The 14,653-nt window shown below is 47.2% G+C and carries 16 protein-coding genes and 1 tRNA gene; 2 read left to right on the forward strand and 15 right to left on the reverse strand.

Annotated elements, in window-relative coordinates; genetic code table 11:
* Nucleotides 1-7: 7 nt before the first annotated feature.
* Nucleotides 8-1,750 (reverse strand): DUF2264 domain-containing protein, encoded by a 1,743-nt coding sequence (locus tag NHN17_RS00175; protein ID WP_255040071.1) that lies wholly within the window; start codon nt 1,748-1,750, stop codon nt 8-10.
* A gap of 12 nt (nt 1,751-1,762) precedes the next feature.
* Nucleotides 1,763-2,944, reverse strand: coding sequence for a glycoside hydrolase family 88 protein (locus tag NHN17_RS00180; RefSeq protein ID WP_255040072.1), 1,182 nt, complete (start codon nt 2,942-2,944; stop codon nt 1,763-1,765).
* 196 nt (nt 2,945-3,140) lie between these two features.
* Here NHN17_RS00180 and NHN17_RS00185 point away from each other — a divergent pair, with 196 nt between their 5' ends.
* Nucleotides 3,141-4,229 (forward strand): LacI family DNA-binding transcriptional regulator, encoded by a 1,089-nt coding sequence (locus NHN17_RS00185; protein ID WP_255040073.1) that lies wholly within the window; start codon nt 3,141-3,143, stop codon nt 4,227-4,229.
* Between the two features lie 126 nt (nt 4,230-4,355).
* Here NHN17_RS00185 and NHN17_RS00190 read toward each other — a convergent pair.
* Nucleotides 4,356-4,443: transfer RNA gene (locus tag NHN17_RS00190), tRNA-Ser, on the reverse strand.
* 244 nt (nt 4,444-4,687) lie between these two features.
* On the opposite strand from NHN17_RS00190, the gene NHN17_RS00195 reads away from it, so the two are divergent.
* Entirely contained in the window at nt 4,688-5,275 is a 588-nt protein-coding gene (locus tag NHN17_RS00195) for a UPF0149 family protein (RefSeq protein ID WP_255040074.1), read from the forward strand.
* 67 nt (nt 5,276-5,342) lie between these two features.
* Here NHN17_RS00195 and NHN17_RS00200 read toward each other — a convergent pair whose 3' ends face one another.
* The 12 genes from NHN17_RS00200 to cydB form a co-directional block, all read right to left on the reverse strand.
* Nucleotides 5,343-6,206, reverse strand: a complete 864-nt coding sequence (locus NHN17_RS00200) for a bile acid:sodium symporter family protein (RefSeq protein WP_255040075.1) — start codon at nt 6,204-6,206, stop codon at nt 5,343-5,345.
* A 105-nt stretch (nt 6,207-6,311) separates the two neighbouring features.
* Nucleotides 6,312-7,373 carry a quinolinate synthase NadA gene (nadA, locus tag NHN17_RS00205; RefSeq protein WP_255040076.1) on the reverse strand — a complete coding sequence of 354 codons (1,062 nt, stop codon included), beginning with the start codon at nt 7,371-7,373 and terminating at the stop codon, nt 6,312-6,314.
* A 120-nt stretch (nt 7,374-7,493) separates the two neighbouring features.
* Nucleotides 7,494-8,240 carry a tol-pal system protein YbgF gene (ybgF, locus tag NHN17_RS00210; protein ID WP_255040077.1) on the reverse strand — a complete coding sequence of 249 codons (747 nt, stop codon included), beginning with the start codon at nt 8,238-8,240 and terminating at the stop codon, nt 7,494-7,496.
* A gap of 19 nt (nt 8,241-8,259) precedes the next feature.
* Nucleotides 8,260-8,790 (reverse strand): peptidoglycan-associated lipoprotein Pal, encoded by a 531-nt coding sequence (pal, locus tag NHN17_RS00215; RefSeq protein ID WP_255040078.1) that lies wholly within the window; start codon nt 8,788-8,790, stop codon nt 8,260-8,262.
* Nucleotides 8,791-8,825: 35 nt separating this feature from the next.
* A complete protein-coding gene (gene tolB, locus NHN17_RS00220; protein WP_255040079.1) occupies nt 8,826-10,175 on the reverse strand; it encodes a Tol-Pal system beta propeller repeat protein TolB in 1,350 nt (449 codons plus the stop codon).
* A gap of 10 nt (nt 10,176-10,185) precedes the next feature.
* Nucleotides 10,186-11,250: a cell envelope integrity protein TolA gene (gene tolA / locus NHN17_RS00225; protein ID WP_255040080.1), complete on the reverse strand. Its 1,065-nt coding sequence runs from the start codon at nt 11,248-11,250 to the stop codon at nt 10,186-10,188.
* A 13-nt stretch (nt 11,251-11,263) separates the two neighbouring features.
* Nucleotides 11,264-11,710 (reverse strand): protein TolR, encoded by a 447-nt coding sequence (gene tolR / locus NHN17_RS00230; RefSeq protein WP_255040081.1) that lies wholly within the window; start codon nt 11,708-11,710, stop codon nt 11,264-11,266.
* A 5-nt stretch (nt 11,711-11,715) separates the two neighbouring features.
* Nucleotides 11,716-12,402 carry a protein TolQ gene (gene tolQ, locus NHN17_RS00235; RefSeq protein ID WP_255040082.1) on the reverse strand — a complete coding sequence of 229 codons (687 nt, stop codon included), beginning with the start codon at nt 12,400-12,402 and terminating at the stop codon, nt 11,716-11,718.
* Complete coding sequence (gene ybgC / locus NHN17_RS00240; RefSeq protein WP_255040083.1) at nt 12,399-12,806, reverse strand: tol-pal system-associated acyl-CoA thioesterase; 408 nt, start codon at nt 12,804-12,806, stop codon at nt 12,399-12,401. The genes tolQ and ybgC overlap by 4 nt, the downstream gene beginning before the upstream one ends.
* Nucleotides 12,807-13,081: 275 nt before the next feature.
* Complete coding sequence (gene ybgE, locus NHN17_RS00245; protein WP_255040084.1) at nt 13,082-13,384, reverse strand: cyd operon protein YbgE; 303 nt, start codon at nt 13,382-13,384, stop codon at nt 13,082-13,084.
* Nucleotides 13,377-13,490, reverse strand: coding sequence for a cytochrome bd-I oxidase subunit CydX (gene cydX, locus NHN17_RS00250; protein ID WP_044622852.1), 114 nt, complete (start codon nt 13,488-13,490; stop codon nt 13,377-13,379). Before cydX ends, ybgE begins: the two co-directional genes overlap by 8 nt.
* Nucleotides 13,491-13,501: 11 nt before the next feature.
* On the reverse strand, nt 13,502-14,638 hold the full coding sequence (gene cydB, locus NHN17_RS00255; protein ID WP_255040085.1) for a cytochrome d ubiquinol oxidase subunit II: 1,137 nt from the start codon (nt 14,636-14,638) through the stop codon (nt 13,502-13,504).
* Between the last annotated feature and the right edge of the window lie 15 nt (nt 14,639-14,653).

Genomic DNA, 14,653 nt, shown 5'->3' on the forward strand with positions numbered 1-14,653 from the left:
TCAATTATTAATTATTGTTAGGTGAAACGATAAATTTGCTAGATATTTTGTGTTTCCCTGGCTCCAACTTTGTAAGCAAGTACGGAACATGTGTTCTAGGGGAAACTAAGTTGCTATGGATTCTACAGCATTGCTTGGAGTCTTTATTATGCTGGTCTTGACTCATGATCAATGACGAACCCGTAGTACCTAAAAGTTCAACTGTTGCACTGATACCGGAAGCCTGCTGAAGGGTTTGACGTTCTTGATACCAGTTGCTGACAGCGAAACCGGTCTCGACAATCCAGGCCGCTGAGTGTATTTCAAATTCGTGTGTCCGAATTGATTCTCCATTTTCCAACACTTGAATTAGTGTAGTCACATCAACAGAGCCACTAGTCCATTCAATGACTAAGTCATTATGGTCAACCTCTACCCTGCTATTGCTTAGGCGAGTTTGCCAATTTGCCCCTTGATCAAAACTAAACGCCAAGATGTTATCGCCAAAGCTCAGCATATTGCTGTACTGCAGTGCACCAATATCAGCACCAAAACAGGTTGAATAAGCAAATTTGTTGTATTTATCCAACTCAAATTGCGGCTCAATTGGCCCAGCAAAGTGCACAATACTATGACCATTTATTCGCTGTACAATCGAGCGCGCTGCCGGCATCGGATACACATTTTTATCAAGGATCTGCTCTTGCTCCTCACTCTGCCAAAACGGATGGTTGTCTTCGAGCATCAGAGGATAAAAAGCTTTAAAGGCCCAATATGGAGATGTCGGTGAATTATAGCCTTCACATACTTTGAGGTTCGGATAATCGTAACCACGGCTCAGTAAACCTTCTTGGGTGAAAATAGGCTTATCTTTCCATTGACGAATCTGGCGAGCCCACATACCTTTGATGGCACCGGGCTTCATCGATGCTAAGTCTAAACTAGCAACTGCTCCCCAAAATCCAGCAGTGGCAAATCGATAAGTCAAAGAACGTCCCTGTGCAAGGCACTCCCCCGACTCTGCAAACCAGTATGAAAACGGTTCACAATATGCCTCAGCCCGATCAAGGAATAGCTGGCTTAATTCACGGTCAGGGTTATCGAACAAAGTCGCATAAATAATGCTGTAGAAGTGAATAGCAAAACCACCATAGTGATCAATATTTGCTACTTCACCATCGCCATACCAACCATCTCCTAAGTAAAAACTTTTAAGTTTGTTTAGGTAATCAGCTTCGACGTCAATATCAACTAGATCACTGCGGCCCACTTTACGTAAACCCGCTTGTACTAAAATGGTGAAAAACAACCAGTTATTTTGAGGCATTGGACAATTTTGAATATTTGCCAACCATGCGGCAAAATTGTCCTGCACAACTTCAGGTAACGGATCCCAACCATGCTCGGGAAGAACGGCCAGCAACAAACCAAATGCCGCCATTTCTACACTGCGCTGATTAATACCTGCCGCAGCCCCCCAATAGCGTTCGCTTTCAGGATCGGTGCCTTGTGTAATAATGTCATGGTATAAGTGCCAATGCTTAAACTCACCCCCACCTTTGACCAATGGAATAATTCCCCATAATGGACGGGCGACGCCCTCCAATCCACTGGCTGACATATCAAAGATGGCCCCACCTTCATGGAAATCAGGATGCGAGCCCTGACTTTCTAAATAAGGCAAAATTGGCGTAAAAAGGTCTTGTACTAATTGTTGGAAGTCTTGTTTCGATCTCATTGGGTTTTCAGAAAAAGGAGCATAAAAAGGCATCGTTATTATTCCTTAATTCCAAAAAAATTGGTTATGACCCAAAGCACGCATGGCCGCTTCAAAATAATAGTAATCACCATAAGGCAACATGCCATCCGCAAAATAACTTGTATCAGGGCCTTTCATCATATTTACAAATGAAGCGGCGCCAGAAAGTAAGCCTTGTGCGTGTTCAATATTTGTCAAATCATGGTGGGTACGCAACGCTAATAACATTTTTTCAGCAACGGCATGATATTTTTCTGCCTCAATGCTACGTCCAGATTTTTTATAAACATCAGCCAAAATATAAATACCTGCCGCAGTTACAGCCCCGGCAGATGTATCTTTATATTGCTTCTCACCTGGCGGTAAAGAGTAGTCCCATACTGGAATGTAGTCATCCGTAATATGTTCTATAACATAATCAGTCAACTTTGCCGATATATCGGCATACTCAAGATTTCCCGTCGTCTCTGCTAATTGAGCAAAGCCATGGATAGCCCATGATTGCCCGCGACTCCAACACGAATCATGAGCAAAACCCTGTACTGTTCTTCCTGCTTTCGGTTGGTTTGTTCGTGGGTCGAAATCAAAAGAATGATAAGTACTAAAATCATCGCGAACAAGATATTTCAGTGTTGTATCAGCCTGTTGAATTGCCACTTCTTTATAAGTTTCGATACAGGTTTCTTTATATGCCCACAGTAATAAGCCAAGGTTTTGCATACAATCAATAATGATTTTTCCCTGTACAAACTCAGCATGTCCAGGGTTATCAGCTTGTGCATTCCAAGCTGGTAAATAACGACCATTCCAATTAAAACGGTTTCGTAATGCATCTGCAGCGCGTAAAGCTTGCGTGCGTGCTTTTTCACATCCCGTCAATTTATAATCAGCTACTGCCGTTAAACTAAATAAAAAGCCAAGATCATGATCAATCCACATTGGTGTTGAGAGAATTTTCTCCATTTGAGGACTTCTCATTCTAGCGCTATTTTTAAATTTATCATCACCAGTCAAGCTATACGCTAGCCATAATTGTCCAGTCCAAAAAGAATCAGTCCAAAAATATTCATCTGGATAATGCCAATCAAAATTTGGGGCGCCATTTCCAATCATTGGATTTCTATTTCCAATACGTGGCAAATTACGTTCAATAGAAGCCAATATACTTTCTTGAATTTGGTAGCGGTTATTGCTGGTCACTGTCACTGTTAACCTTCTTTACTGATTGATTTAATGCTTGAGCATTATGAATGAGAATTATCCCTTGCGCAGTGAGCAATATCACAAAGATTGAATATCCCACACTCGTGAAATATTTCACAAAAGAAACATAGGTGAAATTATTTTCTGAGCGGTTTACAATGTAAGCAAAGCAACGATAGATAAGCGTGCGATTAAAATAATGACGACTAAAAAAGTAACAATAACCGATCTTGCCAACATCACAGGCATATCGAGAAGTACCATTTCAAGGGTGCTGAACAATAACGATAAAGTGCATCCGGATGTGAGGCAAAAAGTTGATCAAGCAATAGAGGAGAGCGGTTACCAAAGAAAATCAACCAAAGTCAAATATGAAGTCCCTATCCGCTCAGTAACGATAGCGACGTTAGTGCATGTAGATACACCAGATCATTATTACTCCAATATGATCAGTAAGTTTCGTGACAAATTTAGACAGATGGGTTTAGATGCACACCTCGTCATGCTCACCCCAGAAATGAGCGACTCACAAGTTTTGAACAAGTTTTCCGATTCGGAATGTGTACTAATCCTTGGCCCAGAATTACCTATAATCGCTAACGCGCTGAAAAGCAGAGGAACCCCTGTCGTCTTGGTGAATGGTTTTGATTCTGATATGAAAATATCGAGCGTATCTCTAGACTATTCACTTGGCGGAGAGATGGTTGCAAATTACTTGCTGCATAAAGGCCATAGAAATATTGCGATGCTCACAGCACAAACGAGACCATCAATTAGCCAAAGAACCTATGGTTTTGAACAGAAGGCAAAAGAGCTAGGGGCAGATAAAGTCACAGTGGTTGATATTCTGGACATATGTAACAAATTAGGAGACGCAACGCTAGCCCAAAGTATTAGGCAAGGAAAAGCTGGGGCTGATTTTGGAGCCAGTAAAATACTAGCCTACATCCTAGATAATAAGCTCTTTAATGGCGCAAGCGCTGTATTTTGCTTATGTGATAGAACCGCTATTTCGCTGATTGATGAACTTGAGAAACGCCAACACCAGGTCCCTCGCGACCTGTCAGTAGTAGGCTTTGACAACTCATCTATCGGAACAATGATCACACCATCACTAACCTCTGTAGGTTGTGATTATAACACGATAGCCCAAACAGCCATTCAGCTCATCATTCAAGAGTTTAACACCCCCTCAACAACAGCCAAAAGGATTAACATCGGTGTAGAACTATTTGAAAGAAAATCCGTTATTGCTTTCGAGGATAGCAAAGAGTTTGCCACCGTATAGATTTACGCTCTACCAACCAATACCGAAACCTTATGTTTCTCGCCCTTTAGGCCTTCTAGAGGAAAGACTTAAAAGCACCAGATACGAAAAAGCCCGTTGATAATCAACGGGCTTTTTCATGAAATGTGGCGGTGAGTGAGAGATTCGAACTCTCGATACGTTGCCGTATACACACTTTCCAGGCGTGCTCCTTCAGCCACTCGGACAACTCACCAAATTGTACTGTTTCGGCGTGTCGCCTTAACAGGGTCGCACTATAGTGGCTGGGGTGGTAAAGGTCAACAAAAAACACTGCACAATCAATCAAGTGTTCACAATTACAGCAAAGATCTTGATTTACCTGTGAACAGTCCCACCTTGGTCACTACCCTGTTACTATATGGTATAAACCTAAATCGTGTTTTTCCAGCGGCAAGTGGCGTTGGACCAATCCAGATAAAAATTTACGAGAGCGAATTATGTCTTCATCTTTACGCACACTGCTGGAAAATCCACAACTGGCTCAACAGTTGCTTTCTGAAGCCCAGACCCGTGGTTTTGTTACCGCAATGGCGGCGGCACCGCACCTGATCAACCCATCCGAATGGCTGGCTTTCATGTGGGGTGGCGAAGAAACGTCTCCTTTTAACAGCCAAGAAGAACTAGAAACCTACGCTAATGCCATCATTGACCTATGGAACGAAAGCCGTGAAGCCTTGCTAGAAGGCAGCTGGCACTGGCCGCAAGGCTGTTCGCTAGATGATAAAGAGCTGGTATCTATCGATACCCGTGAATTTGCAGAAGGCCTACTTCAAGGCTGGCAGCTATCTCGTGATGACTGGGAAACTATCATGCCAGAAGAGAGCGAGAACAATGCACTGCTTGGCGGCGTGTTACTTTGCTTCAGCCTGCTGTACGATCCAGAAAATGCGATGGAAGCTCTTTCCCAGGAAGGTGCAGACGGCCTTGCCCAGTTCGAAGAAATCTTTGCTTCTGTCCCAACCATGCTAAGTGGCCTAACAATCCGTGCCTACCAACTAGTCAACGACGGTGAAGAAGACGCTTAGTCGCAAAAACACTCACTAAAAAGGCGGTAACTCAGTTACCGCCTTTTTTCACTACCGCAAAACCTGGCTAGCGAGCAAACAGCGAACGCAACGCCCCCCGCTGATGGCGGAAAATCATTACTGCGACCGGAATATTCATCAGCACACCATACAATAATGGCGTCAGTGCCAACTCAGGCTGCCCAAGCTGAACCACTGCAACAAAAATCGCAGTCCCCGCATTCTGGATCCCTACTTCTATTGCCAATGTCTTGGTCAACACCTCTCCGCCTTTGAGTAAACGGGCGACAATGATTCCAAGCGTCATACCCAGCAAGCACAAGGCAATCGCAACAATTGAGGCACTGGAAAATAACTGCTGGAACACCTGGCTATTCGCCGCTAAGGTAATAGCAACCGTGAACATCAGCACCCAAATCGATGAGCGCCCAGCCCACTTGGCAAAGCTCGCAAACCATTTGCCACGGCCAACATGATGACAGATCATACCGATTGAGACTGGCACCAAAGTCACCATGATCAGCTGTAAGATTGCCGTTTTAAGTGGTAACACTAACTGCGAGTCACTCAGAACGACAGGAAGCAGTAACGGTAGACTGAAAGGTATGATCAGGCTGCTTACTGCAGTCATAGAAATAGACAATGCGGCATTGCCGCCGGACAGATGGGTGATCACATTGGACGATGCCCCACCCGGTGCAAGCGCCAAGAGCCAGAGACCAACCGCTACAACCTCGGGCAATCCAAAAAAGTGGATCAAGGCCAATGCAATCAGCGGCAAACCAACCAACTGGGCAGCCAGTCCGGAGAAAATAAATAGCGGATAACGGCCAACCCGCTTGAAGTCAGCCAAAGACAGCGTCAGGCCAACGCAGTACATCATCCAAGCCAGCGCAATGGGCAAAGCAACAGTGAGCATTGTCAGTCCCATTTAAAACCTCCTATGTTTAAACGTAGAGTCTACGTCAATATGCGTTGTAGCACATAGAAAAAGAGCGACCAATGGCCGCTCTTTTATCTGTCGCTTTATGGTTTGTTACGCATTACCCTTCACATTAACCTGCAGTTGGGCTGCAAAGTCCAACATGCGGTTAAGTGGGATCAGCGATTTTTCGCGTAGCGACTCGTCAACAAAGATCTCGTGCAGCTCACCGCCTTCACGCAAGCCCTGCTCAATCGCCTTGAGACCGTTCATTGCCATCCACGGGCAATGGGCACAGCTTCGACAAGTGGCACCTGCGCCTGCTGTCGGTGCTTCGATAAGTTCTTTACCCGGTACCATCTGCTGCATCTTGAAGAAAATGCCTTTGTCGGTTGCGACAATCAACGTCTGGTGAGGTAAAGACTTGGCTGCCTTGATCAACTGGCTGGTTGAGCCGACCGCATCAGCCAAAGCCACCACACTGGCGGGTGATTCTGGGTGAACCAGAATCGCAGCCTCAGGATACAAGTGCTTCATATCACGCAAGGCTTTTGCCGAGAACTCGTCATGTACGACACATTCACCTTGCCACAGCAGCATTTCAGCACCGGTTTCTTTTGCGATATAACCGCCTAGATGACGGTCCGGTCCCCAAATGATTTTCTTGCCTTCGCTATCTAGCTGTTCAACGATTTCCAGTGCGATACTTGAGGTCACGACCCAATCAGCACGGGCTTTTACCGCCGCAGAGGTGTTAGCGTAAACCACTACAGTATGATCCGGGTGGTCATCACAGAATTTGCTGAATTCATCAATCGGACAACCAAGGTCAAGCGAACACTCAGCTTCCAGTGTCGGCATCAGTACGCGTTTTTCTGGGGTCAGGATCTTGGCCGACTCACCCATGAAGCGTACGCCACAAATCACAAGCGTTTTAGCTGGGTGCTGGTTACCGAACTTGGCCATTTCCAGCGAGTCACCAACGAACCCTCCGGTTTCTTCTGCCAGTGCCTGAATTTCAGGATCGGTATAATAGTGGGCCACCAGCACTGCATCTTTTTCCTTTAGCAATGCCTTGATTTTTGCCTTGTACGCCTGTTGCTCATCGGCAGTTAGCGGTGTTGGCTTAGGTGGAAACGGATAGACCATTTCAGAGGGATCAAAAGTAAGACTCATAGCTCGGTTGCTCTATTGCTGTCCATGTACAATCCGCGCATTATACACCGCAAACGTTCAAATATCATGGATCAAAAAAGGCCGGTTAACCGGCCTTTTTCAATACATACGAGCAAGCGCTTACAGCTTATCGAGATTACTTTTCGCCTGACGCGAACTGGTTGAGTTCGGGTAGGTCGAAATAACTTGCTGGTAGTATTTCTTTGCGTCTTCCGGCTTCTTGCTGCGCTCGGCAATAATACCTAGCTTCAACAATGCATCAGCACGCTTGTTAGACTTCTCAACACTGGCAACAGCGGTGAATTGCTCTGTCGCTTCAGAAAGTTGGTTTTGAGTAAAGTAGAGCTGGCCAAGCCAGTAATGAGCATTAGGCTTGTAGCTTGATTCAGGGTACGTGACCAAAAACGCTTTAAAAGCAGTAATCGCACCGGAGTAATCCTTCTCTTTTAGGATCAGGTTAACCGCGGATTCATACGCTTCATTCTCGCCCACATTACTGGAGTAAACTTCAGTACTTGCTTTATCCGATGCTGGCTCTTCAGTCGCCTTTGCCTGAGGCTGGCGATTAAGGCTGTCAACCTCTCGGTAGAGTTCGCGCTGACGCTCAAGCATCTGGCTGAGATCATAGCTGTTTTTTTCTACGATCCCTCGCAGCTCATCCATTTCGGTTGCCAGCTGATCCAGTTGCCGTTGCATATCCAACTGCACCTGGTTGCGTGCCTCAATCATCCTTTCCAGACGTTCCAGGCTACCGCCCTGCGCACTGTTACCACTGATTTCAGTAACAGGAGCAGGTGCGGCGACCACTTGGGTCGCCGCACCAACCAGCAACGTTAATGCGAGCGTTCGCATTGTGTTACTGTTCATCGTAATTACCTATTATGGCTTAGTAAACCAGAACCGAACGACGGTTCTTGGCGTAGTCAGCTTCAGTATGGCCAAGGACTAGTGGCTTTTCCTCACCGTAGCTAACAATTGAGATCTGGCTTGCAGATACGCCTAGCGCCTGAAGGTACTTAGCAACTGCGTTAGCACGACGCTCACCTAGGGCGATGTTGTACTCAGGTGTACCACGCTCATCGGCGTGACCTTCAACAATCACTTTTACTGCTGCGTTATCGCGAAGGTACTCTGCGTGAGCGGTTAGCATATCTTGGTAATCAGGCTGGATTTCAGCGTTGTCAAACTTGAAGTAAATAGTTTGTTCCTGACGTAGCTGCTGGCTGCGTAGTTCCTGCTCAGAAAGCACTGGCTCTTGCTCAACTGGCGATGTTACGACAGTCGATTGCTCTGTCGTTGAACCGGTGTTAGTTTCTGAAGCTGCAGAGCTATCAGTGCTATCACTAGAGCTACACGCCGCTAGAGTGAACATTGGCAGCGCAATTGCCAATCCCTTTAAAACTTTGTTCAGTTGCATTTTATTTTCCTTTTTTATCGCTTGTTGCCGCTAACTTAGAGGAAAGGTCCCCAGGCGGGAGCCCTCACCCGCCCATTAGTAGCAGGTAATCTTGCCTTAAAACGCCCATCAATCGACACTAATGACAACTCGTTAGATTTGTTATTAACCGAGCTGTAAATCACCATGCCGCCATTCGGTGCAATGCTTGGTGATTCATCCAAAAATGTCTTGGTCAGTACCTGAACAGCATTGGTTTTTAAGTCTTGTTTAGCAATGTTATAGCCAGAATCAGACCTATTCACCATCACCAGGTAGCGGCCATCAGGCGTCAATTGACCACCGAGGTTCTGACTTCCTTGCCAAGTCAGGCGCTTAGTCGAACCGTCAGCTAAATTTACTCTATAAATCTGTGGGTTACCACCTCTGTCTGAGGTAAAAATTAAAGAGTCGCCGCTTGGATCCCAAAATGCTTCGGTATTGTTAGCCCGACCACGGGTGATCTGCTTCAATTCCTTGGTTTCTAGGTCTTTAATGTAGATCTGCAAGCTACCGCTCTTCGACAAAACAATGGCCAGTTTCTTGCCGTCCGGCGAGAAACGAGGACTACCATTATGACGCGGGAATGACGTCACCATTTCACGGGTACCTTTGTAGATATCCATAATGAAAATCTGTGCCTGCTGGTTCTCGAAGCTAACATATGCCAGCTTGCTGCCATCTGGCGACCATGACGGAGACATCAAAGGCTGCTGGGATTTCAGTACCAAACGTTCGTTGAAGCCATCGTAATCGGCAACACGGAGCTGGTACGGATACTCGGCCTTATCATCAATCACAACGTAAGCAATACGGGTAAGGAAAGCCCCTTTCTCGCCGGTCAGTTTTTCATAGACAATATCTGAAATACGGTGAGCGTAGTGGCGAAGGCGTGATTCTTTCACTGTGGCGCGATTATTTAAAAGAAGATGATCTTTGGTTAACACCAGCTCGCCATTCTCCAAGCCGCGGCTCTGACCGCTGGTCAACTGACCGCGCACCACATCAATAAGCTGGTAGTTGATCACATAATTGCCCTGCTCATTCATGGTTACAGTACCAGTCACCAAAGCATCAACCCCCATAGAGGTCCAGGCATTGTAATCTACCTGCTCTTCGTTAGAAGGCGTTTGTGGCATGTTACTGGTCGACACTGGCGAGAACTTACCGCTTCGACGGAGATCAGAGGCAATAACCGCTGAAATATCAGTCGGCATTTTGCCTGCCCCTTCCCATTTGAAAGGAACGACGCCAATCGGACGGGCTGAGTCCACCCCTTCCGTTATCACCAATTCCAGCTCTGCTTGGGCGATTTGGCTGAAACTCAGCAACGCCACGCATAAACCCAATAACCAACGTTTCATCATTACTCCTTCCTTATTGCGGGCTTACTGTTAGTCTGATGTTACGCAGTTGCTCTACAACCGCCTGGTCTTCCGGCATAGGGAACTGACTAACCTTAACCACCGCGGCTTTTGCCGCTCGGCAAAGTGCACTGTCACCGCTATCTTCCGACGCATCAAGAACCAAGCCATTGCTCGACAAGCGCATGCGGATCACACACTCCTTGCCGATAAAACTCTGTTCAACCAACAAGTTCTGCTGGATCATCTGTCTATAGATAGCGCCGTAGCGATCTCTTTCATCAGCCACAAACTGGCCGCGGGCACCGCCACGCAGCTCAGATTCGGCTTCAAGGCCGGCAAACATATCGTTTAATGCCGCTTCCTGCTGGCGTTGAGTTTCACGGGCTTCTGCCGCCTTGCGCTCGGCTTCCTCACGGGCTGCCTCTGCCTGGCGAGCTTCTTCTTCCGCTTTCTTCTTAGCTGCTACTTGGGCCTGGCGTTCGGCTTCTGCTTTCGCGGCTGCCGCTTCAGCTTGACGTTTCGCGTCTTCGGCTTGACGTTTTGCTTCCTCAGCTTTGCGTTGTTCAGCGACCTGACGCTGGCGCTCTTGTTCGGCTTTACGCGCCGCTTCCTGCTTCACCTTACGGTCAGCCTCTGCCTTGGCCGCTTGTTCTCGGGCCACACGTGCCGCCTCATCAGCTTTGCGCTTCTCTTCTGCCACCTTAGTCCGTTCAGCCGCCACTCGCTTTCGCTCCTGCTCAGCATCACGCGCTTCTTTCTCGGCTTTGAGTTTGTCCGCCTTGAGCTGACGCAAACGCTGCTCTTCTTCCAGACGCATTTTTTCCAATGCATCAGCTTGTTGCTCTAAACGCTTCAACCTGTCTTGTTCGGCAACTTTGGCCGCTTCACGTTGCTGGCGAATACGTTGCGCCTGCTGGTTCACCAACGCCGGATCGACCACCACCGCCTGAACGATGTTGCCCGACGGCTTGGGTTTTGTCATGACGAAATCCGATCCCCACAACAACATCACGACCAGTGAACCATGCATAAGTAACGAAATAATGAAGGCAGCACTGTAATCTTTCTTTTTCATCCTGCCTACCTACTTATTGCTCTAATGGCTCGGTCATCAGGCCTACCGACCCAACACCAGCTTGATTAAGGGCATCGAGGGTTTCGATGATATAGGCATAGGGTGCTCGAGCATCGCCGCCCACCAGTACCGCTGACTCTGGATTCAGCTGTAACTCAGCACGCACTCGAGTTAGCAGGTCATTAAGGCCAAGCCCACGCTGCATTTCGTTGTCATCCACACTAATGCCGAGGTGGCCATCTTGGCTGACCTCGACAATAATCGGTGGCTTTTCGTTGTTCTCACCAACTAACTCGGCCGCTGTTTTGGCGGTCGTGGTACTCGGCAAGTCAACATCAACACCTTGGGTGATAAATGGCGCCGTCACCATAAAGATGATCAACAGTACGAACATCACGTCGATATAAGGTACAACATTGATCTCGCACGTAACTTTACGCTTCTTCGGTTGATAAGCCATGCTATTTACTCCTGGTGAGCAGCAAATGCCTGGCGGTGCAAGATGCTAGAAAATTCTTCCATAAAGGTCGCGTAAGAATGCTCAAGCTTAGAGACCTGATTGGTCAGCTTATTGAAGAACATTACCGCGGGAATCGCCGCAAACAGGCCGATAGCCGTCGCAATCAATGATTCAGCAATACCAGGGGCAACCATTGCAAGGGTCGCCTGCTTCACTGCTCCTAGGGCAATAAAAGCGTGCATGATCCCCCATACCGTACCGAACAAGCCGATATACGGGCTGATAGAGCCGACAGTAGCGAGGAAAGGTAGGTTGGTTTCGAGCTCTTCTACTTCACGTGATAATGCTACGCGCATCGCACGGCCAGCCCCGTCCATCACCGCTTCTGGCGCCTTGCCATTGCTGCGGTGCAAACGGGCGAACTCTTTAAAACCAGCATGGAAAATCTGTTCGGTGCCAGTTAGGTTCTCTTTTCGCGCTTCCACTTCTTGGTAAAGCTGCGACAAATCAACACCAGACCAAAAACGGTCTTCAAATCGCTCAACATGGTTCTTTGCCTGCGACAAAACTTGGGATCGTTTGATGATCATTGCCCAAGACGTGACAGACATACCCATCAAAATGAGTACAACAACCTTACCCAGCAGGCTCGCCTGTAGGAAAAGGTCTAAAATCGATAGTTCAGCAGTCACTTCGTTATCTCCGATAAAATATGCTCTGGGATCTTGATAGGTTTCAACGTATCGGGGTGGACACAGGCTACCTGAATCGATGCTCTACACAAGGTTTGCCCGTTATTGTTAACTAAAACCTGACAAAATTCGATAGATGCCCGGCGTATAGTATTAGGCCAGGTCCGCACAACAAGTTGCTCATCCAATGTGGCACCTTTGAGGTAGTCAACCTCCATATGGCGGACAACAAAACTGACTTTATCGGCGAACAAGTCGTTAAGACTGACACCGAAGTGGCGGAAGAGTTCCGTCCTCGCCCGCTCAAAAAACTTAATATAGTTAGCATGATAAACCAAGCCACCTACGTCCGTATCTTCGTAGTAAACCCTAATAGGCCATTCAAATGGGTGCTCTTCGGTCATTATCATTCCAACCATGGTGTTCGTGTGCCAATGTATTTAGGCTTTTACTCAATCGCTTACTATACCTAACTTGGCTACCTGATTGGAATCATGCATTGCTAGTAAACACACGGAGTTTTACTTTTTGATGACCTTGTCACTACTTATCATCCGTTACCAATACGTTACCTGGTTGTATTTTATCCGGATATAAAAAAACAGCCCATTACTCAATTGCAATGGGCTGTTTCAATTGTATATTTTTGTATCAGCGTGAGCAGTTTGAAATCACTTCGCTACGCTAAACGCAGAAACAAAATATAAGCCAATATTGGCAACGAGATGTACGGGGTGAAAAACACCTGCCAGTACCAACGGCGCGGAACAAAACCAACGCCGAAGATCATTGCGGCACACGTTGCCCATATCAAGGCTGGCGAGATCATCGGTCCGAATCCGCCAATCGCCTGGGCAAAGAGTGTGGGTTCCCACACCACCAGTCCTGCTGATGCCAATGACATCAGCAGCGCCACTATGCGCAATAGACCAAAATCTACCCACTGGTGGGCACCCTTCACCCAGTGATCGAGGTTACTCACCAATATCCTCTTTATCCATATTTTCTGTCGCTTCAAGCCACAGCGCGTTGATGATACCGAATGAGCAAGCAAGAAGCACACCCAGGATCCAAGCGAAATACCACATAGTCTGTCTCCTTAGTACAGTGAGTTCTTGTTCTCTTCAATATATTTAGTATCAAGACGGCCAAACATCTTGTAGTAACACCAAGAGGTGTACGCCAGGATAATTGGAACCATCACCACCGCTACACCAGTCATGATGTTCAGCGTCAGTTCTGATGACGTCGCATCCCACATCGTCAAGCTATGAGCAGGGATCAGGCTTGATGGCATGATGAACGGGAATAGAGCAAAACCAGCAGTCAAGATAACACCCGCCATGGTCAGGCTTGAGGTAATAAACGCCAGCGCGCCACGGTTTGCACGAGAGCAAAGCACGGTAAATACAGGCATAGCAACAGCCAATAGCGGTGCAATCCATAGTAGCGGATACGCATCGAAGTTATTAAACAGCGCACCGGTCTGGCGAACAACCTCTTTCGTCAGCGGATTTGATGGTGCATCTTTAATAATTTCAGATGTGATCACATACCCTTCAAGGCTCTGTGCCCAAAGGCCTGCAATTGCAAAGCACACTGCAGTTCCCACTGAGGTTCGCATCGCAACACGGCGTGCACGCTCACGGATAGCGTCGGTTGTTTTCATCTGCAGGTATGCCGCACCTTGGGTTGTGATCATCAGAATGCTCACGATACCGCATAGCAAAGCAAACGGGTTCAGCAGGCCAAAGAACGATCCTTTATAAGTCGGGATCATGAACTCGTTCAGCTCGAATGGAACACCTTGCATCAGGTTACCAAACGCCACACCGAAAATAACAGGCGGAACGAAGCTACCGACGAAGATGGCTTTATCCCATGCTTCACGCCATTTTGGATCTTCAATTTTTGAACGGTAGTCAAAACCAATCGGACGAAGCCAAAGTGCCGCCAGTGTAATGATCATGGCAAAATAAAAGCCAGAGAACGCAGTTGCGTATACTAAAGGCCATGCCGCAAACAGTGCACCACCTGCGGTGATCAACCAAACCTGGTTACCGTCCCAGTGAGGAGCTATCGAGTTAATCATTACTCGGCGTTCGCTGTCTGTCTTTCCGATAATACGGGACAGCACACCGACACCCATGTCAAAACCATCTGTGACAGCGAAACCGATGCATAGCACACCGATCAACGCCCACCAGATAAATCGCAATACTTCATATTCAAACATTGCTCAACTCTCCCT

It is taken from the genome of Photobacterium pectinilyticum, from assembly GCF_024357955.1.
Taxonomy (GTDB): domain Bacteria; phylum Pseudomonadota; class Gammaproteobacteria; order Enterobacterales; family Vibrionaceae; genus Photobacterium; species Photobacterium pectinilyticum.